Annotated in this window: 20 protein-coding genes; 10 read left to right on the top strand and 10 right to left on the bottom strand. The window is 67.2% G+C overall.

The genetic code is table 11. The features are described 5' to 3' along the window. The first annotated feature begins 348 nt into the window (after nucleotides 1-348). Nucleotides 349-1,392 (top strand): phosphate ABC transporter substrate-binding protein PstS, encoded by a 1,044-nt coding sequence (pstS, locus tag RM96_RS30085; protein ID WP_082016787.1) that lies wholly within the window; start codon nucleotides 349-351, stop codon nucleotides 1,390-1,392. 123 nt (nucleotides 1,393-1,515) lie between these two features. Here pstS and RM96_RS30080 read toward each other — a convergent pair whose 3' ends face one another. Beyond that, nucleotides 1,516-1,770: a DUF6388 family protein gene (locus RM96_RS30080; protein WP_039015390.1), complete on the bottom strand. Its 255-nt coding sequence runs from the start codon at nucleotides 1,768-1,770 to the stop codon at nucleotides 1,516-1,518. A 128-nt stretch (nucleotides 1,771-1,898) separates the two neighbouring features. Here RM96_RS30080 and RM96_RS30075 point away from each other — a divergent pair, with 128 nt between their 5' ends. Beyond that, nucleotides 1,899-2,516, top strand: a complete 618-nt coding sequence (locus tag RM96_RS30075) for a DUF938 domain-containing protein (RefSeq protein ID WP_039015389.1) — start codon at nucleotides 1,899-1,901, stop codon at nucleotides 2,514-2,516. A gap of 4 nt (nucleotides 2,517-2,520) precedes the next feature. Here RM96_RS30075 and RM96_RS30070 read toward each other — a convergent pair whose 3' ends face one another. Further along, entirely contained in the window at nucleotides 2,521-3,285 is a 765-nt protein-coding gene (locus tag RM96_RS30070; protein WP_039015414.1) for a sulfite exporter TauE/SafE family protein, read from the bottom strand. A 169-nt stretch (nucleotides 3,286-3,454) separates the two neighbouring features. Here RM96_RS30070 and cysK point away from each other — a divergent pair, with 169 nt between their 5' ends. After that, nucleotides 3,455-4,372: a cysteine synthase A gene (gene cysK / locus RM96_RS30065; RefSeq protein ID WP_039015388.1), complete on the top strand. Its 918-nt coding sequence runs from the start codon at nucleotides 3,455-3,457 to the stop codon at nucleotides 4,370-4,372. Nucleotides 4,373-4,399: 27 nt separating this feature from the next. Here the strand turns inward: cysK and RM96_RS30060 are convergent, their stop codons facing one another. From RM96_RS30060 to fliF, 8 genes are all read right to left on the bottom strand, one after another. Further along, nucleotides 4,400-4,888 carry a GFA family protein gene (locus tag RM96_RS30060; RefSeq protein WP_039015387.1) on the bottom strand — a complete coding sequence of 163 codons (489 nt, stop codon included), beginning with the start codon at nucleotides 4,886-4,888 and terminating at the stop codon, nucleotides 4,400-4,402. Between the two features lie 159 nt (nucleotides 4,889-5,047). Then, nucleotides 5,048-5,710 carry a DNA oxidative demethylase AlkB gene (gene alkB / locus RM96_RS30055; RefSeq protein WP_039015386.1) on the bottom strand — a complete coding sequence of 221 codons (663 nt, stop codon included), beginning with the start codon at nucleotides 5,708-5,710 and terminating at the stop codon, nucleotides 5,048-5,050. A gap of 181 nt (nucleotides 5,711-5,891) precedes the next feature. Continuing rightward, nucleotides 5,892-7,322, bottom strand: a complete 1,431-nt coding sequence (locus RM96_RS30050; protein WP_039015385.1) for a flagellar hook-length control protein FliK — start codon at nucleotides 7,320-7,322, stop codon at nucleotides 5,892-5,894. A gap of 23 nt (nucleotides 7,323-7,345) precedes the next feature. Next, nucleotides 7,346-7,798: a flagellar export protein FliJ gene (gene fliJ / locus RM96_RS30045; RefSeq protein ID WP_039015384.1), complete on the bottom strand. Its 453-nt coding sequence runs from the start codon at nucleotides 7,796-7,798 to the stop codon at nucleotides 7,346-7,348. Then, entirely contained in the window at nucleotides 7,791-9,260 is a 1,470-nt protein-coding gene (gene fliI / locus RM96_RS30040; RefSeq protein WP_039015383.1) for a flagellar protein export ATPase FliI, read from the bottom strand. Before fliI ends, fliJ begins: the two co-directional genes overlap by 8 nt. Continuing rightward, nucleotides 9,253-10,047, bottom strand: coding sequence for a flagellar assembly protein FliH (gene fliH, locus RM96_RS30035; RefSeq protein WP_039015382.1), 795 nt, complete (start codon nucleotides 10,045-10,047; stop codon nucleotides 9,253-9,255). The genes fliI and fliH overlap by 8 nt, the downstream gene beginning before the upstream one ends. Beyond that, nucleotides 10,034-11,056: a flagellar motor switch protein FliG gene (gene fliG, locus RM96_RS30030; protein ID WP_039015381.1), complete on the bottom strand. Its 1,023-nt coding sequence runs from the start codon at nucleotides 11,054-11,056 to the stop codon at nucleotides 10,034-10,036. Before fliG ends, fliH begins: the two co-directional genes overlap by 14 nt. Beyond that, the gene (fliF, locus tag RM96_RS30025) at nucleotides 11,043-12,743 is read right to left on the bottom strand and encodes a flagellar basal-body MS-ring/collar protein FliF (protein ID WP_039015380.1); all 1,701 of its coding nucleotides are present in this window, start codon (nucleotides 12,741-12,743) and stop codon (nucleotides 11,043-11,045) included. Before fliF ends, fliG begins: the two co-directional genes overlap by 14 nt. Nucleotides 12,744-13,095: 352 nt before the next feature. On the opposite strand from fliF, the gene fliE reads away from it, so the two are divergent. The 7 genes from fliE to RM96_RS29990 are packed head-to-tail and all read left to right on the top strand — an operon-like array spanning nucleotide 13,096 to nucleotide 20,073. After that, on the top strand, nucleotides 13,096-13,419 hold the full coding sequence (gene fliE, locus RM96_RS30020; protein ID WP_039015379.1) for a flagellar hook-basal body complex protein FliE: 324 nt from the start codon (nucleotides 13,096-13,098) through the stop codon (nucleotides 13,417-13,419). 45 nt (nucleotides 13,420-13,464) lie between these two features. Beyond that, nucleotides 13,465-15,699 carry an O-linked N-acetylglucosamine transferase, SPINDLY family protein gene (locus RM96_RS30015; protein WP_039015378.1) on the top strand — a complete coding sequence of 745 codons (2,235 nt, stop codon included), beginning with the start codon at nucleotides 13,465-13,467 and terminating at the stop codon, nucleotides 15,697-15,699. After that, complete coding sequence (rfbF, locus tag RM96_RS30010) at nucleotides 15,696-16,466, top strand: glucose-1-phosphate cytidylyltransferase (protein WP_039015377.1); 771 nt, start codon at nucleotides 15,696-15,698, stop codon at nucleotides 16,464-16,466. Before RM96_RS30015 ends, rfbF begins: the two co-directional genes overlap by 4 nt. Beyond that, nucleotides 16,448-17,539 carry a CDP-glucose 4,6-dehydratase gene (rfbG, locus tag RM96_RS30005; protein WP_039015376.1) on the top strand — a complete coding sequence of 364 codons (1,092 nt, stop codon included), beginning with the start codon at nucleotides 16,448-16,450 and terminating at the stop codon, nucleotides 17,537-17,539. The genes rfbF and rfbG overlap by 19 nt, the downstream gene beginning before the upstream one ends. Further along, complete coding sequence (locus tag RM96_RS30000) at nucleotides 17,536-18,087, top strand: dTDP-4-dehydrorhamnose 3,5-epimerase family protein (protein WP_039015375.1); 552 nt, start codon at nucleotides 17,536-17,538, stop codon at nucleotides 18,085-18,087. The genes rfbG and RM96_RS30000 overlap by 4 nt, the downstream gene beginning before the upstream one ends. Further along, nucleotides 18,084-19,322 (top strand): class I SAM-dependent methyltransferase, encoded by a 1,239-nt coding sequence (locus RM96_RS29995; RefSeq protein ID WP_039015374.1) that lies wholly within the window; start codon nucleotides 18,084-18,086, stop codon nucleotides 19,320-19,322. The genes RM96_RS30000 and RM96_RS29995 overlap by 4 nt, the downstream gene beginning before the upstream one ends. Further along, the gene (locus RM96_RS29990) at nucleotides 19,309-20,073 is read left to right on the top strand and encodes a WbqC family protein (protein ID WP_052279841.1); all 765 of its coding nucleotides are present in this window, start codon (nucleotides 19,309-19,311) and stop codon (nucleotides 20,071-20,073) included. Before RM96_RS29995 ends, RM96_RS29990 begins: the two co-directional genes overlap by 14 nt. The last annotated feature ends 47 nt before the right edge of the window (nucleotides 20,074-20,120 follow it).

Genomic DNA, 20,120 nt, shown 5'->3' with positions numbered 1-20,120 from the left:
TGCATCGCGCATCGCGTTGAAATATGCCTGTCATATGACAGCGTCACAATAGCGAGCTGTTCGGACGGCGCGAACAAGCAGTGAATAGCGCGTCAACTGTCCAGGATGTGGCCTCGGCCAATGTGTTTCACGCGTGTCCCCGAAGACACCGGAGACGGCCATTGAGGTCTTTTTGTCGCGGGGGTATGAGAGGCCGTCCACCAGGACGGCCTCTTTTGTTTCCGATGCGCGGCTTTGACGCCTCCGTGTGTCCGCCAGCCTCTTCTTCTGCCCCTGTTGCGCGCTGCATCTGCTAGCCTGAATTGCCGGAGTGCTGCACCGGCCCGGCCGGAAGAAGGAAGAAAAATCATGATCAGATCAGGCGATGGCAAGGCAGGCTTTTTCCGTGCGGCATGCCGGCATATGGTTGCACTGGCTTTGTCTCTCGCGGCGGTTGCGAGCGCAACGGCCGGCGAGGTGACAGGCGCGGGCTCCACGTTCGTCTATCCGCTGATGTCCAAGTGGGCGGCCACGTACTACGCCAGGACCGGCCAGCAGATCAACTACCAGCCAACCGGATCGGGCAACGGCATCCGGCAGATCCGGTCAGCCAGCGTAACGTTCGGCGCCACAGATATGCCACTCCGGCCTGAGGATCTGCGCACGGCCGGACTCGCGCAGTTCCCGATCGTGGTGGGCGGCGTCGTGCCTGTGGTGAACCTTGAAGGCATCCGGCCCGGCCAGATCCGCATGACCGGTGTCCTGCTGGCCGCTATCTTCCAGGGGAAGATAGCGAACTGGAACGATCCGGCCATCGCCGCGGCAAATCCGGGCTTTGCGTTTCCTGACCAGAAGATCGTGGTCGTGCATCGCAGCGACAGCTCGGGCACCACCTTCAACTGGACAGACTACCTGTCGAAAGTCAGCCCTGGCTGGAAGGCAAGCGTCGGCGCGGGCACGACGGTGAAATGGCCGGCAGGCGTTGGTGCCAGCGGCAACGAGGGCGTTTCCACGTACATCCGCAATGTCCGGGGCACGATCGGCTATGTCGAGCTGACGTACGCGCTGCAGCGCAGGCTGCCCTATACCTCGGTGCAGAATCGCGACGGCATCTACGTGCAGCCTTCGCGTGACACCTTCAGCGCGGCGGTGGCCGCGGCGGACTGGAGCCCCGGGTCGGATTTCTATCAGGTCCTGACCAACGCCTCGGGCCCCGATGCGTGGCCCATCGCCGGCGTTGTGTTCGTGCTGATGCCGCGCGCCGCGGGCAACGTGGGCACCAAGGACGCGCTTGCGTTCTTCCGCTGGGCATTGCTGGAGGGGCAGGCGGATGCAGCGGCCGAGCATTACGTGGCCCTGCCGCAGGGCCTTGTGAAGCAGGTCGAGGCTTACTGGGCAGCGACGTTCAGGTAGCCCGTCTCCGTGCGCCGCCGGCGCCGTTCGTCACGACACCGGACTGCGCTATTACCATCCGCGCCAGTCACTGATCGAGCATCGCTTCGTCATGCCGGATACGGAGCGGCTGGCGGGCTGAATTCAGCCGGCGCGCTTTGGGGGCGCAGCCTGCGGTCCGGCCAGGTAGGTTCGCAGCAGGGCATCGGGGCTCAGGTGCCGCAGGCGCGCCTCGCGCGCAACGGCACGCTCCAGCTCGGCACGCTGGAATGCCTCAAGCGTCATTCCGGCAGCGCGCGCGTGCCGCTCGGTGATCGCATTCAGCAGCGAGACGACATTCGGGTGATCCGCAAGGAAGCGCTCGTACGCGAGCTGCAGGAGTTCCGGCGTGATTGACATGTGGGTGCGGGGGGCGATGGCAGGGGAGGCCGATAGTACCTGTTTCCCGGCGTCAGGCCCCGCGACTCTGCTAGGCTTCACCCATGAACGGTGCAGCCTCGCCGAGCCCACACGCTACAGGACCCGACATGACCAGCCAGAGCAACGACCCGGATGCCCGCCGCATGGCCCCCGCCACCGAGCGCAACCGCGAGCCCATCCTTGCCGTGCTGCGCAAAGTATTGCCGGCGTCCGGCACGGTGCTCGAGATCGCCAGCGGCACGGGCCAGCACGCGGTGCATTTCGCGGCGGCGTTTCCCGATATCACGTGGCAGCCGAGCGATCCGGATGCGGCGGCGCGGGCGTCGATTGCAGCCTGGACGGCGCATGCCGGGCTGTCCAATGTGCGTGCGCCGCTGGCGCTGGACGTCTGCAGCCAGCCCTGGGGCATCGAAGCCGCGCAGGCGGTGGTCTGCATCAACATGATCCACATTTCGCCGTGGGCCGCGACGCAGGCCTTGTTTGACGGCGCCGGCAAGGTGCTGGGCGAAGGGGGCGTGCTGTTCCTCTATGGCCCGTACCGGCGCGATGGCGCGCACACGGCGCCGAGCAATTCCGCCTTCGATGCGCAGCTGCGCGCGACCGATCCGGAATGGGGCGTGCGCGATATGGAGGCCGTGATTGCGCTGGGCGCTGCGCAAGGGATGCGCTGCGACGAGCCGGTGCCGATGCCGGCCAACAACTTCAGCCTGGTGTTTCGGAAATAGGATTTCAACCGCGCACGAGCATGATGACCGCAGTCGCGATCAGGCATAGCGCGAACAATGCCCGCAGCCGCCGCTCGGGCATGCGGTGCGCAAGGGCCACGCCCCACGAGATGGTGAGCATGCCGCCCAGCGAAAGCGGAATGCCGCTGGCCCAGTCCACATGCCCGGCATGGGCATAGGTGGCCAGCGCCACCACCGCGCCCGGGGTCACCTGCGCCAGTGCCAGGCCCTGCGCCGCGGCCTGGCGGAAGCCGAACAGCCCCACCAGTGCCGGCGCGGCCACCACACCGCCGCCCACGCTGAACAAGCCGGAAAATGCCCCGCCCACCACGCCCAGCGCCGGGATCCAGCGCTGCGATACGCGCGCCTGTTGCACGGTGGCCGCCCTTCCCGGCAGCAGCCGCCACAGGAAATACAGCGCCAGCCCGATCATGAAGATAGCGAAGATGCGGCGCAGCAGCTGCGCATCCATGGCGGTGGCAAGCTTCGCCGACACATAGGTGGCAAGCACCGCCGACAGCCCGAGCACCAGCGCGGTACGCAGCGCGATATCGGCACGCCGCCGGTATTGCCAGAAGCCGATCAGCACATTGGGCGCGATCATCACCAGCGCCGTGCCCTGCGCGAGCTGCTGGTCCATGCCGTAGAGCAGCCCCAGCGCGGGTATCGCAATCAGTCCGCCGCCGATCCCGAACAGGCCGCCTACCGCGCCGAGCAAACCACCAAGTCCGAAGATCAGCAGGGAAGACAGCAGGAAATGTCCAGACATTGCGGGGGCGGCGGTGATGCGGGGGCGAATCGCGGTGGATCGGAGGGCGGGTTCAATCATACGCGAGCGGGTCACGTGGCGCATTGCACTAAAATCGCCGCAGCATTCGATCCATGCCGTGACACAGCCGTGCCGCAGCACCCCACGCAGCCCACTTCCGGAGAAGACGATGAAGGTAGACAACATCCTGCAGACCATTGGCAATACGCCGCACATTCGCATCAACCGCCTGTTCGGCAACGGCCATGAGGTCTGGATCAAGTCGGAGCGCTCGAACCCCGGCGCATCGATCAAGGACCGCATCGCGCTGTCGATGGTGGAGGATGCGGAACGCCGCGGCGTGCTCAAGCCGGGCGGGACCATCATCGAGCCGACCTCGGGCAATACCGGCATCGGCCTGGCCATGGTCGCCGCCGTGAAGGGCTACAAGCTGGTCCTGGTGATGCCGGACAGCATGTCGGTCGAGCGCCGGCGACTGATGCTGGCCTACGGCGCCACCTTCGACCTGACCCCGCGCGAGAAGGGCATGAAGGGCTCGATCGCGCGCGCCCAGGAACTGGTAGCCGCTACGCCCGGCGCCTGGATGCCGCAGCAGTTCGAGAACCCGGCGAACGTGGATGTCCACATGCGCACCACCGCGCAGGAAATCATCGCCGACTTCCCGCAAGGCCTGGATGTGCTGATCACCGGTGTCGGCACCGGCGGGCACCTGACCGGCTGCGCCCGCGTGCTCAAGGACAAGTGGCCGCAGCTCAAGGTGTTCGGCGTGGAGCCGGTAGCCTCGCCGGTCATCTCCGGCGGTGCGCCGGCCCCGCACCCGATCCAGGGCATCGGCGCCGGCTTCATTCCGAAGAACCTCGATACCTCGCTGCTGGACGGCGTGATCCAGGTCGACGCCGAGCCGGCCCGCGAGATGGCTCGCCGCTGCGCGCGGGAAGAGGGCATCCTGGTCGGCATCTCGTCCGGTGCGACGCTGGCCGCCATTGCGCAGAAGCTGCCTGAGCTGCCGGCCAATGCGCGAGTGCTGGGCTTCAACTATGACACCGGGGAACGGTACCTGACGGTGGAGGGCTTCCTGCCGGCGTAAGCGGCACGCAAGGAGGGGCCGGCGCCTCTACACGGAGAGCAGGCCATGCCTGCGATGCCAGTCCTCCAGCGATTCCGCCGGCCACGTGCCGCAATGCACGTGCCCTTTACCGCGCGGCACATCGACCCATGGCGCCGCAAAGTCCAGCGCCGCCTCCACGACTTCCGGCGGCTTGGGCAGCGGCGTATCGATGGCCGAGGCATGCGGATGCACCAGGTGCGGCCAGCGCGGGTCCCACAGCCAGAGCGCGCTGCCGCATTTGAGGCAGAAATGCCGCTGTGCCGGCGAACGCGTGGCGCGCTTGCCGGGCTCGCGCATCACGGCGTGATAGATCCCGAGATGCTTCTTGCCGCGTACGCGCAGCGTGTCCGCATCACCGCCCAGGTTGATCGCATAACCGCCGCTGCCCGCAGTCTTGCGGCAAATCGAGCAGTGGCAGTGCATGAACGGATAGGGCGAGTTGGATTCCAGCGAGAAGTGAATGGCGCCGCAATGGCATGAGCCGTCGAGATGCATGGGAGGGTCCTTTGAGCGTTAGCGAGCGGTGCAGTCCATTGACTGTAGAAAACCGCGCTCAAAGTGCAACCGGTGTCTTTGTGTTGTCTTTGTGTTTCCCCTCCAGCAGGCGGGGGAGGGGAGCGGACGGCTGGCACGCGAGTGCTGGTGAGCCCGGTCCTACAACGCCTTGCGAAACGTCAGATTGATCCGCTCACGCCCCAGCAGCGGGTGATCGCCATCCGCCAGCGGCGCCACGCCGTGAAAGGTCAGCCGCGCCGGACCGCCCCATACCACCACGTCGCCATGCACCAGCCGCACGCGCGCCGGACGGTCGGCGCGACGCTGGCCGCCGAACAGGAACACCGCGGGCAGTCCGAGCGACACCGACACGATTGGCGCGCGCAGGTCTCGCTCATCGCGGTCCTGGTGCAGCGACAGCCGCGTGCCGGGCACGTAGCGATTGATCAGGCAGGCATCCGGCATGAAGTCCGGAAAGCCCGCCAGGGCTGCCGCCTGCGTTGCAAGTTCGAGAAAGATCTCCGGCATGGCGGGCCACGGGCGGCCGCTCAAGGGATCGAGCGAGTCGTAGCGGTAGCCGTTTGCATCCGAGACCCAGCCGGCACCGCCGCAGTTGGTCATGGCCACCGACATGCGCAGGCCGCCCGGCGTGATCATGTTGCGCCACGGGGCGCTGGCCAGAATCGCGTGGACGGCTTCGAGCAGCCGGGGCGCGGCGTCACGCGCCTGCGCACGCAGCACGACGGCGCCGTCGGCCAGGGGCTCGGCGCGGCGTCCGGCGTGATCCGGATCATCGAGGTTGTCGAAGAGGTCGAAGGTCATGGGGGCTCAGGGCGTTTTCAGCCATCAGCCACATGATAGGGACGAACGGCGCCTGCCGGTATCCGCTGCTTGCGGTGGAATTCGGCAGGTGCCTTGTGGGGTACTCCTGCCCTTCGCGCGAAGCAGAAGGCACGGTCCCGAAAACAGGCCGGAACGGGGCGTGCGGCGCCCCGCGGCCGGGTCAGGCGAAGGTGTCGACTTCGCCGCGCGCCAGGGTGCGCTGCGGCGCAGGCGTGGCGGGGGTAGCGGTGACGGCGGCCTCGGAGCCGAAGGTGGCGCCCTGTGCAAAGCCCGGATTCCCGCGTCCGCCGCTATTGGCCTGTTGCTGCTGGCCGTTGCCGGCCTGGCCGGCAAAGCCATCCGCGCCCACCGAGGTGTGGCCCAGCTGGATGCCGTTCTCCGACAGCGCGGTGCGCAGGTGCGGAATCGCCGCTTCCACGGCGGCGCGCACGGCCTGGTGCGGCGAGACGAACTGCGCCTGCACCTGGTCGCTGACGACGTTGAGCACCACCTTGAGCGGTCCCAGGTTGGGCGGGTTCAGCTGCAGTTCGGCGCTGTTGTTGCCCTGCGTGGTCAGGCGGATCATCTGCTGGCCGAGTGCCTGCGGCCATTGCGTGTCGTTCAGCGGCGGCGCCACCACCGGGCGGGCAGCTTCGGCAATGGCAGCAGGTGCCGCGGCCGGGGTCTGGCCGGCCAGATGGGCGGCGATTGCCGGCGCGGAGTTGGCGGCGGCCGACGTATCGGTCGATTCGCCGGTGCGTGCGGCCAGCTGCGCGGCGGCGAACGAAGGTGCGGCGGGCTTGCTGTCCTGCGCGGCGCCTTCGACCGGCGCCAGCACGCCTTGCTTCGGCTGGCCGATGCCGGCGTCCTGCTGGCCTCCGGCCGACTGGCCGCGCGCATCCTGCAGCGAGGCCAGGGCCACGGGTGCCGCCGCATTCTTGCCGGCGTCGGCCGTAGCGGACTGGGTGGAATCCTTCGACTGCAACGCGGCGCGCTGCGAGGCAATGGTGGCGAGCGTGTCGGCCACCGTGGGGGTTGCGGCCTGCGTGGCGACGGCGGTGGCCGACAGCGGTCTGGCATCGGCCTGCAGATCGGCAGTCTTCAGCGCCGGATCCGGCTGCGCGGCGGTGGCATCTGCCTGTGCGGTGGGCGTGCCTTGCAGGGCGGCCAGACCACTGCTTGCGGCGCTCACGGCGGTGCCAGCGTCATTGGCCGTGGCGGCCGGAGCCGGAACGGGCGCTGCGGGCAGCAGCGCCGCCAGCGCGGCAGCTGCCGCGGCCGCAGCGTCATTTACCTGGGCCGACGCAGCATCGTCGTCCTCCTTCTTCTTGTCCTTGCGCACCGGGGCAGCACTGCTGGCCTGGGTGGTCTCAGCGGGTTTGCTGCCCGCATTGCCGGCGTCATTTTGCGCCGCCTTTGCGTCGGCCTTGCGGCTGGCATCCTGGCTGTCGCTGGCATTGCGCGTGGCGCAGTCCGGCGCCGCGGGCTTGCCGCTATCCTTCGCGCGCGAGAGGGCGCTGCCGAAGGCATCGGCGCCGGCATCGGCCACAGGGCGGCGCGACAGGTCTGCCTTGACGGCGGCGTTGCTGACAATCTGGCTGATATCGATCATGGCTTGGTGCGGTTCCGATGCGCTCAGCTCAGGCGGCTGGGCGCCGTGCGCGCCAGGCGCGCGGCATATTCGTCATTGGCACGCTGCTCGCGGCGGGCGGCAACCTGCTCTTCGCGGGCGTCCGCGCGGGCGATCAGGGTGTCGAAGGAATTCACGCGGCGCTTCTGGTGCTGCCAGTGGTTGCGGCCGGCCAGCAAGTCGGCCTCGGCCTTGGCCAGCGCCGTGGTCTGCTGGCGGATGGCGTGGTCAAGCGAATCCAGGAAGCGCGAGAAATCGTGCCAGCGGCTCGAGGTCATCCCTTCGGCTGCCACCACCTGCATGCGGGTGCGGTATTCCTGCCGGTACTGCGTAAGCTGGTTGAGCTGCAGCTCCGCCTGGGTGCGCAGCCCCTGCAGCCGTCCCAGTTCGCGCGCGGCGGCGTCGGTATCGCTCTGGGCCAGGTCGGCCAGCGTGTTGAGCGGAGAATGCTTAGGCATGTTCACTCCTGTCGAAGAGACTGTGCAGCTGCCCGACCGAGTCGCCGTAGCCGGCGCGCTCGTGGATGTCTTGCTGCAGGAAGGCTTCCATGCGGGGATGCAACCGGATCGCCAGATCCAGTTCGGGATCGTTGCCAGGCACGTAGGCGCCCACGCTGATCAGGTCGCGATTGCGCTGGTAGCGCGACATCAGCTGCTTGAAGCGCCGCACCGAGCCAAACTGCCCGGGCGAGATCAGCGCGGTCATGGCGCGGCTGATCGAGGCCTCGACGTCGATGGCCGGGTAGTGGCCCGCTTCGGCCAGGCTGCGCGAGAGCACGATATGGCCATCCAGGATGGCGCGTGCCGAATCGGCGATCGGGTCCTGCTGGTCATCGCCTTCGGTCAGCACCGTGTAGAAGGCGGTGATGGAACCGCCGCCTTCGGGGCCGTTGCCGGTACGCTCCACCAGCGTGGGCAGCCTGGCGAAGACCGAGGGCGGGTAGCCCTTGGTGGCCGGCGGTTCGCCGATGGCCAGCGCGATCTCGCGCTGGGCCATGGCATAGCGCGTGAGCGAGTCCATGATCAGCAGCACATGCTGGCCCTGGTCGCGGAAATACTCGGCCAGCCGCGTCGCATAGGCGGCGCCCTGCATGCGCAGCAGCGGCGAGGTGTCCGCGGGCGCGGCCACCACCACCGAGCGCGCACGGCCTTCGGGGCCGAGGATGTTCTCGATGAATTCCTTCACTTCGCGGCCGCGCTCGCCGATCAGGCCGACCACGATCACGTCCGCGCTGGTGTAGCGCGCCATCATGCCCAGCAGCACGCTCTTGCCCACGCCGGAGCCGGCGAACAGGCCCATGCGCTGGCCGCGGCCCACCGTCAGCATGCCGTTGATGGCACGCACGCCGGTATCGAGCACGGTTTCGATCGGCGCGCGCATCAGCGGGTTGATCTGCTCGCCCGCCAGCGGCACTTCCATGGCGGCGTTGATGGGCCCCAGTCCGTCAAGCGGGCGGCCGGCGGCGTCCAGCACGCGGCCAAGCAGGCCGTCGCCCACGGGCAGGCGCTTGGAGCCGGGCTCGCGCGGGCCGGAGGCGCCGGCCGGTTGCGGAGACGGTTCGAGCGGATAGACGCGCGCGCCGGGCAGCAGGCCCACCACGTCGGACTGCGGCATCAGGAACAGCCGGTCGGCGCCAAAGCCCACCACTTCGGCCTCGGCCGTGCGGGGCGCGTTGGAGTCGGCGCTGAACTGGCCGGCAGGCAGCTCGATCAGGCAATCGCTGCCGACCGGCAGGCGCAACCCGATGGCCTCCAGTACCAAACCGGCCGCACGTGTCAGGCGGCCGCAGGCGCGCTTGCTGTCGAGGCCGGCGATGCCTGCCGATGCCCCGTTCAGCGCGTCCACCCATTGCCGGGTGTGCTGCAGCGGTGCATCGGTCGTATCGACTACGTTCGGGCTGGCGACGGCGGCGTCACGCATGCGGCGGCTCCCACGCGTCGTCGCGGCCCAGCGCCTTGACTACGCGCGTCCAGCGGGTAGGGAGCCTGGCATCGCGCTCGCCGCTGGCAGCGCTGGCGATACAGCCGCCGCGCTCCACGGCCGGATCGGCGCGCATGCTCCAGCCGGCGGCTTCGAGCTCGCCTTTCAGATGGGTTTCCACCAGGGCGACGTCGTCGGGATTGAGCAGCAGGCACGGCGAACCGGACAGCGCCGGCTCGCTCGTCAGCAGCTCGCGCACGGCGGGCAGCAGCACGGCCGGGTCTTCGGCCACGGTGGTGCGCACCAGCTGGCGCGCGACATCGAGCGCCAGCGAAACCAGCGTGCGAGAGACCTCCTGGTCCACGCCCGCCAGCGCCTTGCGGAAATTGTCAGCCAGCCCGTGCAGGCGCGCAGCCTCATTGCGCGCGGCTTCCAGGCCGCGGGCATAGCCTTCGCGGTGGCCGTCGCCGTAGCCCTGGGTCTGGCCCTGGGTATAGCCCTGCGCATAGCCTTCCTTGCGTGCGCCTTCGCGCATCGCCTCGAGGGCCTCGAAATCGATGGGGGGTGGTGGCGGATCGGCCGGCAATGCCGGCTCGAATTCCTGCAAGGCGTCGCGCGGATCGAGCGAGTCCATCTGCCAGCGCTGCCAGCCGTTGCCGCTGCGCGCGCGGCGCGGCGGCTCGAACGGCGTGAAGCCGCCCGCGTCGGCCCTGGCGGCATTGCCGCCGGGCTGGGATTCGCCGCGCGTCGCGCGTCGCGCGGTAAAACCGCTTTCAGACATAGGCATCCTCGCCTCCGCCGATCTGGACTTCGCCCGCATCCGCCAGGCGTCTTACCACCTGCAGGATGGCCTTCTGCTCGGCCTCGACCTGCGACACGCGCACCGGGCCCAGCGCGTCAAGGTCCTCGCGCAGCATTTCGCCGGCGCGGGTGGACATATTGCGGATGAACTTGTCGCGCAGCTCCTGCGGCGCGCCCTTGAGCGCGACGATGAGCGACTCGGTGGCGATTTCCTTGAGCACGCGCTGGATGCCGCGGTCGTCCACCTCGAGCAGGTTCTCGAACAGGAACATCTCGTCGATGATCTTCTGCGCCAGGTCGCCGTCGTGCAGGCGCACGCCGTCGATGACGGCTTCTTCGTGCGCGGTGCTCATCAGGTTGATGATCTCCGCTGCCGTGCGCACGCCGCCCATGCGGCTGCGCTTCAGGCTCTGGCCGGCCAGCAGCTTGGTCAGCACGTCGGTCAGTTCCTGCAGCGCGCCCGGCTGCACGCCGCCGAAGGTGGCGATACGCAGGATCACGTCGTTGCGCAGGCGGTCGGTGAACAGTGCCAGCACTTCGGAAGACTTCTGGCGGTCCAGGTGGATCAGGATGGTGGCGATGATCTGCGGGTGCTCGTCGCGGATCAGCTCGGCGATTGCCGTGGCATCCATCCAGTTCAGCGAATCGATGCCGCCGCCCGGATCGCGCGATTCGAGGATGTCTTCGATCACGGACTGGGCGCGTTCCTCGCCCAGCGCCTTGTTCAGCACGCTCTTGATGAACGCGCTCGAATCCACGTTGAGCGCCAGGTATTGCTCGGTCTCGCTGCGGAACTCGCCCAGCACGTCGGCCATCTCCTCGCGCGTCACCGAGCTGAGCGTGGCCATGGCCGAGCCCAGCTCCTGCACTTCGCGCTGGGACAGGTGCTTGAACACCTCGGCGGCCGCGTCTTCGCCGATCGCCATCATCAGGATGGCGCTCTTCTGCAGGCCGCTAGCCGAGATTGCCTTGGAGGAGCCTTTAGCGGTTGTCATTGCCAATCCAGTTCTTGATTACGCTGGCAACCAGGCGCGGGTCGCGTTGCGCGGCGTCGCGCACCAGGGCGAGATCGCTTTCATACTTCGCGGCAAGCCGCAGGATTTCCGGATTCGCGGGCTCTTCCGGCGGCAGCAATACGGCCTCGGTTTCGTCGCTGGCGGTGGGTGCGGGCAGCGGCGGGACGGTGTAGCGGCGCAGGATCGGGCGCGCCACCTTGAACCACGCAAACAGCGCCAGCAGTGCCAGCAGCAGGTAGCCCGCGCCGGTCTTGCCGAGTTCGATCATTTCAGGTTGCTTCCACAACGGCAGCTCGGGCGTAATCTCGCGGTCGACCGTGAACGGGCTGTTGACCACGTTGATCGAGTCGCCACGGTCGGCCGAGAAGCCCATGGCTTCCTTGGTCAGGTTCTGGATCTGCTCCAGCAGCGCCGGCGGCAGGGCCTCGGCCACGGGCTTGCCCTTGGCATCGGCCTTCTGGCGGTAATTGACCACCACCGCCACCGACAGGCGGCGCACGCCGCCCGGCGCCTGCTGCACGTGGCGCACGGTGCGGTCCAGCTCATAGTTGACGGTGGAGTCGCGGCGATTGCTGCTAGGGCCGCTCGGCGCGGCGGTGCTGGTGCCCTGGGCGGCCTGGCCCTGCTGGCCCGCAGCGGGTGCGCCGGCCTGGCCGGGAGCCTGGCCCGCACGCGGCGTCTGCGGCGTGGTGACCGGCGCGGCGGCGGCGGCCGGCGGCTGGTTGGACAGCGCGCCCGGCACGCCGCCCGGCGTCGTGGCGCCCTGCTGGTTCGATTCGCTGGTCTGCTGGCTGCGGATCGCGGCGCGAGTGGGGTCCTGGTTGGGCTTGTAGCTCTCGTCGGTGTGCTCGACGACGGAGAAATCGACGTCCGCCGTCACCTGCGCGCGCACATTGTCCTTGCCGACGATCGGCGTGAGGATGGCTTCGATGCGCTTCAGGTAGTTCTGCTCCAGCGCCTGCACGTACTTGAGCTGGGTGGCGTCGAGCATGCGCTCGTTGCCGCTGTTCGACAGCAGGTTGCCGTGCTGGTCGACGATGGAGATTGCCTTGGGCGTGAGTTCCGGCACGCTCGACGACACCAGGTGGCTGATCGCTGCGACCTGGCCCTCGTCGATGGCGCGGCCCGGGTAGAGCTGCAGCACGATCGAAGCCGTGGGCTTCTGGCGCTCGCGCACGAACAGCGTGGGCTTCGGGATGGCCAGGTGGACCCGCGCGGACTGCACCGCGGCGATCGATTCGATCGAACGCGCCAGCTCGCCCTCCAGCCCGCGCTGGTAGTTGACCTGTTCGGCAAACTGGCTGATGCCGAACTTCTGGCTATCCATCAGCTCCATGCCCGTGGTGCCGCTCTTGGGCAGGCCCTGCGACGCCAGCCGCAGCCGCGTCTCGTGGACCTTGTCCGCCGGCACCATCACCGCACCGCCGCCTTCGGCGAACTTGTACGGCACATTCATCTGCTGCAGCGAGGCAATCACCGAACCGCCGTCGCGCTCGGACAGGTTGCTGTACAGCACCTTGTAGTCCGGGCTGCGCGACCACAGCACGCCAACGGCAATCGCGGCGGCCAGCGCCGCGCCGCCCAGCATCATGGGCAGCTTCGGGTTGGCCTTGAGGCGCTCGATCACTTCGGCCGAGCGGCCCGGCAGGGCGACTGCCGCCGTCATGCGCGTGCTCCCGGCCCGGCCTCGCACCGGCGCTGTTGACCGCCACTGGCGCCTGCAAGGCTCACATTACGCTGCAGAGAAGACACGCGTACTCCCGAGTTGATTGGGTTCTGGGTTCTGTTTCCGGACCGGACGCGCAAGGCGGCAGCCCGCGCTTTTCCGGCACGGTGGCAATGATCGGCCAGACTTGAGCCCGACAATCGGGTGAATAGGCCCGGTTTTCCGTCCGAATTCGGGCTATGGCGGGGTGGGGGCGGCGGGTACGCTGCGGGGGCTGAAACTGGGTGAGAACCGCGCGCAGGCCTGCCGGCATGTGAGCGACCAGGCTCCCCGATGGACTTCAACCACTGACATGACCACGATCTCTTCTATCGAAAGCATGCTGCAGCAACTGCGCGGCCTGTCCCAGGTTGCCTCGGGCAACAACGCCAGCCAGTCGGCGGCGCCGGTCGGCGGCGGTTTTGCCGGCGAGCTGCAGCGCTCGCTGGGCCGCATCAACGCCGCCCAGGACCGCGCCTACGGCCAGGCCGAGGCGTTTGAACTGGGCAAGCCGGGCGTGGCGCTCAATGATGTGATGATTGACCTGCAGAAGGCCAACGTGTCGTTCCAGACGGGGGTGCAGGTGAGGAACCGGCTGGTGCAGGCGTATCAGGAAATGATGAACATGCCGGTGTAAGCCGCCGGGTAGTGCACGGCCCCCTGTCCGCCCCCAATCATCATCATGCAAAACAACAACTATTACGCGTCGCGGGTGTCTCGCTACATCAGCCAGGCCGCCGCCAGCCTCGAGGCGCAGCGTTATCACGATTGCATCCGGCTGGCAGAGCAGGCCGAGCGGTTTGATAAGTCAAATCCGGACAGCTACTGCCTGCGCGCCCTGAGTCATCTTTCTCTCGGTGCCGCTCAGGAGTCGCTGCGCATTGCCGACGAAGCGCAGCGCAGATTCCGGGGTAATGTGGCCGTCGAGGTTCTGGCCGGAAAGATCCTGATGGACCTGGGTCGCTATGATGAAAGCAAGCAGATCCTCGAGTCAGCCCTTGCCAAGGACGCAGGGATCTGGACGGTCTGGCAGAACTACTCGGCTGTACTGCACGCCATGCAGCAGTACCAGGCGGCCAAGGACGCCGCCATCAGGGCGCTGGAACTGCAACCGGGCAATGCAGACCTGCTGTCGAACTACGCCAACACGCTGAAGGAGACAGGCGCCGTACCGGAGGCGCTGGTTGCGCTGCGAAAGGCCAGGGAGATGGCTCCGCGGTCGGAGACGATCCGGTTCAACCTGCTGTTCACCATGTTGTTCGACGAGGCCACAACGCCGCTTGACCTGCGCCGCGAGGCCGAAGGCTGCGCCTCGCTGCTGGCGCCGCGTGGCGCTGCCATCCTGCCATTCGAGAAGCCGAATGATGATGGGAGGATCCGGCTGGGCCTGATGTCCAATGACCTCTACTCCCACGCGTGCGCGTACTTTGTCCTTCCGTTCCTTGCCAACCTCGACCATACCCGGATTGAGGTGTTCGTGTATTCGCTGAATGGGCGCCAGGACAACATTACGCGCAAGATTCAGAACTACGCAGAGCACTTCATCAGTCTGGCCGGTGAGCCGCGGGAAAAGATTGCCGACGTCATCCGCGCCGCGAAGCTTGATGTTCTGATCGACCTGGGCGGCTATACGCGCAACACACCGTTGCGCCATATGGCCCAGCGCCTTGCCGCGCGGCAGATGACCTGGATCGGATATGCGGGTACGACCGGCATGCTGCAGATCGATTACCGGCTGACCGACAGTGAAATGGACCCTGCCGGCAATGAGGCCTACCACACCGAGAGCCTTGTGCGCGCGCCGGTCGTGTCGGCTGTCTATTACCCGCTGGTCGGGCGGCCAATCCATGCATATGGCTCGCTTTACAAGGTGCGCGCCACGCCCGCGCTGGAGAATGGCTATATCACCTTTGGCTGCTGCATCAACCTGGCGAAGATCAGCCCCCGCACGCTGCGAATGTGGAGCGAGGTGCTGGCGCGCTGTCCGGGCAGCAAGTTGCTGGTGGAATGCATGGGGCTCGATAATGAGGCGGTACGCGCGCCCCTGCTGAACCGGATGGAGGAGGCGGGCATCGCGTCCGACCGCGTAATCTGCGTAAACCGACAGACCCTGCAGCAGTACCTGACATATAACAGGATCGACGTGGTGCTCGATACGTCGCCGCTGACCGGTGGTGCCAACGCCTGCGATGCGCTGTGGATGGGTGTTCCGCTCGTCACGCTGGCGGGCAAGGCCAGCCACGAACGCGTGGCGGCGTCGTTCCTGCGCGCGGTAGGCCTGGAAGGCCTTGTCTGCCGAACCGAAGCGCAATACGTGGAGATGGCCGTCGAGCTCGCCGAAGACGTCGCTCAGTTGAACGCGCTGCGCCAGTCCATTCGCCCGATGTTCGAGGCCAGCCCGCTGTCCGATGCCGCCGGATTCTGTCGCTGGTTCGAAGGCGAGCTAGCGGGCTGGGTCGGCACCTACCGCCAGCCCGGGTTGTTGCCGAGGGCTGCCGGCGAGGGCGTTTATTTCGGCGGCCGCTGGCATGCCATGGAAGAAATCGTTCTGGCCGTGGTCCGCGAACTCCGGGCCAGCAATCCGGATGGCCTGATCAATATCCTGGAGAATATCTCAGCCAAATGGAGCAGGCACTGGCTGGTGGCCTACGCGCTGTCCGAGATCGCCTACCGTGACGGAGACCGGGAGGCCGCGCTCGACCTCCTGATCGATAGTGCCACCCTGCGCAAGTATTCGCTGCCGCTGTACCGCTTGTTGCTGGCGCGCCTGGACGAACTGGGCCAGGACAAGTCACCCCTGGCGGCGTTCCTGCAGGAGGCCTTTGGCGTGGAGCTGGCCTACCTGGAGGCGCAACCGGTGCCATCGGCATACGAGATTGCCGGCATTCCGGTGGGGCAAGAGGAGATGGCGGCATGAAGGCAGTAATCCTGGCTGGCGGCCTCGGGACCCGTATCTCCGAGGAATCGCACCTGCGTCCCAAGCCCATGATCGAGATCGGAGGCAAGCCGGTCCTGTGGCACATCATGAAGACCTACTCCCACTACGGGATCAATGACTTCGTGATCTGCCTGGGCTACAAGGGCTATGTCGTCAAGGAGTACTTCGCCAACTACTTCCTGCATATGTCGGACGTGACCTTCGACCTGAAGCACAACCGCATGGAAGTCCACCAGCGCCACGCCGAGCCATGGCGGGTCACGCTTGTCGATACGGGCGAGCACACCATGACCGGCGGTCGCATGAAGCGCGTGCGAGAGTACCTGGAGGAAGAGTCGTTCTGCTTTACGTATGGCGACGGCGTATCTGATATCAATATCCGGGCGCTGCTCGACTTCCACCTCGCGCACGGCAAGCCGGCCACGGTTACGGCGATCCAGCCGCCGGGACGTTATGGGTCGCTGAAAATCGAAGGCACTTCGGTCGATCGCTTCCAGGAGAAGCCGGCCGGGGATGGCAACTGGATCAATGCGGGCTTCTTCGTGCTGGAACCTTCCGTGATCGACCTGGTGAGCGACGACACTACCATCTGGGAGGACGAGCCGATGAGCCAGCTCGCCGAACAGGGCATCCTGCAGGCATTCATGCACAAGGGCTTCTGGCAGGCGATGGATACCCTGCGCGACAAGAACCACCTGGAGCAACTCTGGGCTGGCGGCAACCCGCCATGGAAAGTCTGGACGTGAGGCAGTTCGACGATATCTATGAGGGCCGGCGCGTCTTGCTCACCGGCCATACCGGTTTCAAGGGCAGCTGGCTGGCGCAGTGGCTGGTGCAGCTCGGTGCGACGCTGACCGGCTTTGCCCTGGCTCCGGCCACGACCCCCAGCCACTGGCAATTGCTGGACCTGCCGGCCACCGACTTGCGTGGCGACGTGCGCGACCTGCCTGCGCTCGATGCCGCGCTGGCGCAGAGCCAGCCCGAGATCGTGTTCCATCTTGCGGCGCAGCCGCTGGTGCGCCGCTCCTACCGGGATCCGCTCGAGAGCTGGTCGACCAATGTCATGGGGACGGCCAACGTACTGGAAGCCTGCCGGCGGCATCGCTGCGTGCGGGCAGTGGTGGTGGTCACCACCGACAAAGTCTATGCGAACCAGGAGTGGGCCTGGGGCTATCGTGAGAGCGACCGCCTGGGCGGCCACGATCCCTATAGCGCATCCAAGGCGGCGGCTGAGCTGGTCGCGGCCAGCTATCGCCAGGGCTTCTTCTCGCAAGACGGTGCGCCGCTGCTGGCGACTGCCCGCGCCGGCAACGTGCTTGGCGGCGGCGACTGGTCGGAAGACCGCCTGATCCCCGACCTCGTCCGTGCCAGCAGCCGCGGCGAGACGCTGGAGATCCGTTCGCCCCATGCCACGCGGCCGTGGCAGCACGTGCTCGATTGCCTGGCCGGCTACCTGCTGCTGGGACAGCGGCTGCTGGAAGGCGACCATAGCTGCGCCGCCGCCTGGAACTTCGGGCCGGCCGCGCAGGACAACCGCAGTGTCGAGGCCGTGCTTGCCCAGATGCAAGGGCACTGGCCGGCGCTGGCATGGCGTGTGTCCGATGCACCGCAACCACACGAAGCCAAACTGCTGTATCTCGACAGCTCTCTGGCCAGGTCAAGGCTTGGCTGGCAGCCCGCCTGGAACCTCGGGCAGGCGCTCGCCGCGACCGCTGCGTGGTATCGCGAACAGGCTGACGGTGGCGCGCCGACGCGCCGGCAGCTGGATGCATACATCGCGGACGCGGCCGCGGCCGGCGTGAACTGGGTGGCCGCATGAAGCTGGCTCCGCTTGCCATCCCCGGTGCAGCGCTGGTCCAGGGCGAGCCCGTTGCGGACCATCGCGGCGCGTTCGCGCGGCTCTTCTGCGTGGATGCGCTTGCCGAGCTGCTGGGCCCGCGCCGCGTGATGCAGGCCAACCACTCGTGCACGCGTGAAGCCGGTGCGGTGCGCGGGCTGCATTTCCAGCATGCGCCGCATGCCGAGATGAAACTGGTGCGTTGCCTGCGTGGCCGGGTCTGGGACGTGATGGTGGATCTGCGCGCAGGATCGCCGACCTTCCTGCAGTGGCATGCCGAAGAGCTGAGCCCCGGCAATGCCAGCATGGTCCTGATTCCGGAAGGCTGCGCGCACGGGTTCCAGGTGCTCGACGCCGACAGCGAGCTGCTGTATCTGCATACCGCACCCTATACGCCGCAGGCCGAAGGCGGGGTACGCCACGACGATCCCGCGCTTGGGATCCGCTGGCCGCTGCCCGTGACCGATATTTCGGCACGCGACCGTTCCCATCCGCTTCTCAGTGCCGGCTTTGCCGGTCTCCATCCATGAATTGCCGTCACTGCAATGCCGCGCTCGACCACGTCTTCCTGGACCTGGGGTCCGCGCCGCCTTCCAATGCTTATCTGACAGCGGCCGACCTGCGGGCGCCGGAGACCTGTTTCCCGCTCAGGCTGCATGTGTGCTCGCACTGCTGGCTGGTGCAGACTGAAGACTACGCGCGCGCCGACGAGCTGTTCAGCCGTGACTACGCGTACTTCTCGTCGACGTCGCAGACCTGGCTGGCCCATGCGGCGGCCTACGCGAGCCAGATTGCGCGCCGCCTCGATCTGGGGCCGAAGAGCTTCGTCATCGAAGTGGCCTCCAACGACGGCTACCTGCTGAAGAACTTCGTCGCCACCGGCATTCCATGCCTGGGCATCGAGCCGACGGCCAGCACCGCGCAGGCCGCGGAAGCCATCGGTGTGCCGACGCTGCGCGAGTTCTTCGGGCAGGCGCTGGGCGAACGGCTGGCGTCGGAAGGCAGGCAGGCCGATCTTATCGCCGGCAACAACGTCTTTGCGCATGTGCCGGACATCAATGACTTCACGCGTGGGCTCAAGGCTGCGCTGAAGCCGGGCGGTACGATCACGCTGGAATTCCCCCACCTGATGCAGCTGATCGCACAGACCCAATTCGACACCGTCTACCACGAGCACTTCTCGTATCTATCGCTGGATACGGTGCAGCGGATCTTTGCGTCCGCAGGGCTGCGGGTGCTGGATGTCGACACGCTGACGACCCATGGCGGCAGCCTGCGCGTCTATGGCGGCCACGCCGATGACGCGCGCGCGCCCAGCGCCGCGGTGAAGACGCTGCTTCAGGCGGAGGAAACCTTCGGCTTGCGCCGGGTCTCGACCTACCTGGACTTCCAGGCACGCGCGGATGCCGTCAAGGATGCGCTTGTCACGTTCCTGATCGGGCAGAAGCGCGCGGGGCGCCGCGTGGCGGCCTACGGCGCGGCAGCCAAGGGCAATACGCTGCTCAACTACGCCGGCGTGCGGCCGGACCTGCTGCCGTTCGTCTGCGATGCGGCACCGTCCAAGCAGGGCCGCTACCTGCCGGGCAGCCGCATTCCGGTGGTCGCGCCAACGCAGCTGCGCGCCTCTCGGCCGGACATCGTGCTGATCCTGCCATGGAATATCGCGGACGAGGTGCGGGACCAGCATCGCTATGTGCACGAGTGGGGCGGGCGCTTCGCGGTGGCCGTGCCGGAGATCAGGATGCTGGATCATGCGGGTGCCTGACGTGCCGAAGGCGGACCACAGCCTGGTTATCTCCCAACCCATGCTCTTTCCGTGGGTCGGCATGCTGGAGCAGATCCGGCTGAGCGATACCTACGTCTTCTACGATGACGCCCAGTTCTCGACCGGACCGGCAAACCGTGTCAGCCGGGTGCAGGTCAAGACCCGGGACGGCATGCGCTGGATGACGGTGCCGTTGCGCGGCCGGCACCTGGGTAGCCTGATCGGCGGGCTGGAGCTGGACGATCGCACCGACTGGCGAGGCAAAAGCCGCAACCTCTTGCGCCATGCCTATGCGGGTGCGCCATATGTGCACGACATGCTGGCGCTGGTTGATGACGTGTTCTCCGCGCCGGCGCGATACCTGTCGGAACTCTCGCGTGCCTCCACCATGGCCCTGACGCGCTACTTCGGGCTCGATGCAGGCAGGGCCTTCCTGGATTCGTCGGCGCTGGACGCGGCCGGGCACAGCAGCCAACGTGTCTTTGCGCTATGCCAGCGGCTGGGCGCCACACGCTACGTGACCGGGCATGGCGCGAAGCAGTACCTGGATCACGAACTGCTCGAGCGGGCCGGCATCGCGGTGGAATACATGGACTACCGGCTGAGCCCTTATTCCCAGCGCCACGGCGACTTTACCCCCTATGTCACCGGGCTTGACCTGGTGGCCAACTGCGGACGCGACGGTGTGCGTCATATCTGCTCCGGCACCATATCGTGGCGCAGCGCATGCGCGAGCGGTGCGGCTGCCTGATCCAACCAACCGGCCATCCGGGCCGGGCATTCTCGGATAGTTACATC

It is taken from the genome of Cupriavidus sp. IDO (assembly GCF_000812465.1).
Classification (GTDB): domain Bacteria; phylum Pseudomonadota; class Gammaproteobacteria; order Burkholderiales; family Burkholderiaceae; genus Cupriavidus.
This window is presented reverse-complemented; position numbering and strand designations above follow the sequence as displayed.

What these genes read in the sequence shown, in the direction of transcription:
- rfbG (WP_039015376.1), top strand. Translation starts at nt 16,448, where the DNA reads ATGGAAAGTCTGGACGTGAGGCAGTTCGACGATATCTATGAGGGCCGG.
- pstS (WP_082016787.1), top strand. Translation starts at nt 349, where the DNA reads ATGATCAGATCAGGCGATGGCAAGGCAGGCTTTTTCCGTGCGGCATGC.
- RM96_RS30015 (WP_039015378.1), top strand. Translation starts at nt 13,465, where the DNA reads ATGCAAAACAACAACTATTACGCGTCGCGGGTGTCTCGCTACATCAGC.
- fliF (WP_039015380.1), bottom strand. Translation starts at nt 12,743, where the DNA reads ATGACGGCGGCAGTCGCCCTGCCGGGCCGCTCGGCCGAAGTGATCGAG.
- fliI (WP_039015383.1), bottom strand. Translation starts at nt 9,260, where the DNA reads ATGCGTGACGCCGCCGTCGCCAGCCCGAACGTAGTCGATACGACCGAT.
- RM96_RS30070 (WP_039015414.1), bottom strand. Translation starts at nt 3,285, where the DNA reads ATGTCTGGACATTTCCTGCTGTCTTCCCTGCTGATCTTCGGACTTGGT.
- RM96_RS29990 (WP_052279841.1), top strand. Translation starts at nt 19,309, where the DNA reads ATGCGGGTGCCTGACGTGCCGAAGGCGGACCACAGCCTGGTTATCTCC.
- RM96_RS30080 (WP_039015390.1), bottom strand. Translation starts at nt 1,770, where the DNA reads ATGTCAATCACGCCGGAACTCCTGCAGCTCGCGTACGAGCGCTTCCTT.
- fliH (WP_039015382.1), bottom strand. Translation starts at nt 10,047, where the DNA reads ATGCCTATGTCTGAAAGCGGTTTTACCGCGCGACGCGCGACGCGCGGC.
- RM96_RS29995 (WP_039015374.1), top strand. Translation starts at nt 18,084, where the DNA reads ATGAATTGCCGTCACTGCAATGCCGCGCTCGACCACGTCTTCCTGGAC.
- RM96_RS30050 (WP_039015385.1), bottom strand. Translation starts at nt 7,322, where the DNA reads ATGATCGATATCAGCCAGATTGTCAGCAACGCCGCCGTCAAGGCAGAC.
- cysK (WP_039015388.1), top strand. Translation starts at nt 3,455, where the DNA reads ATGAAGGTAGACAACATCCTGCAGACCATTGGCAATACGCCGCACATT.
- RM96_RS30000 (WP_039015375.1), top strand. Translation starts at nt 17,536, where the DNA reads ATGAAGCTGGCTCCGCTTGCCATCCCCGGTGCAGCGCTGGTCCAGGGC.
- fliE (WP_039015379.1), top strand. Translation starts at nt 13,096, where the DNA reads ATGACCACGATCTCTTCTATCGAAAGCATGCTGCAGCAACTGCGCGGC.
- fliJ (WP_039015384.1), bottom strand. Translation starts at nt 7,798, where the DNA reads ATGCCTAAGCATTCTCCGCTCAACACGCTGGCCGACCTGGCCCAGAGC.
- fliG (WP_039015381.1), bottom strand. Translation starts at nt 11,056, where the DNA reads ATGACAACCGCTAAAGGCTCCTCCAAGGCAATCTCGGCTAGCGGCCTG.
- alkB (WP_039015386.1), bottom strand. Translation starts at nt 5,710, where the DNA reads ATGACCTTCGACCTCTTCGACAACCTCGATGATCCGGATCACGCCGGA.
- RM96_RS30060 (WP_039015387.1), bottom strand. Translation starts at nt 4,888, where the DNA reads ATGCATCTCGACGGCTCATGCCATTGCGGCGCCATTCACTTCTCGCTG.
- RM96_RS30075 (WP_039015389.1), top strand. Translation starts at nt 1,899, where the DNA reads ATGACCAGCCAGAGCAACGACCCGGATGCCCGCCGCATGGCCCCCGCC.
- rfbF (WP_039015377.1), top strand. Translation starts at nt 15,696, where the DNA reads ATGAAGGCAGTAATCCTGGCTGGCGGCCTCGGGACCCGTATCTCCGAG.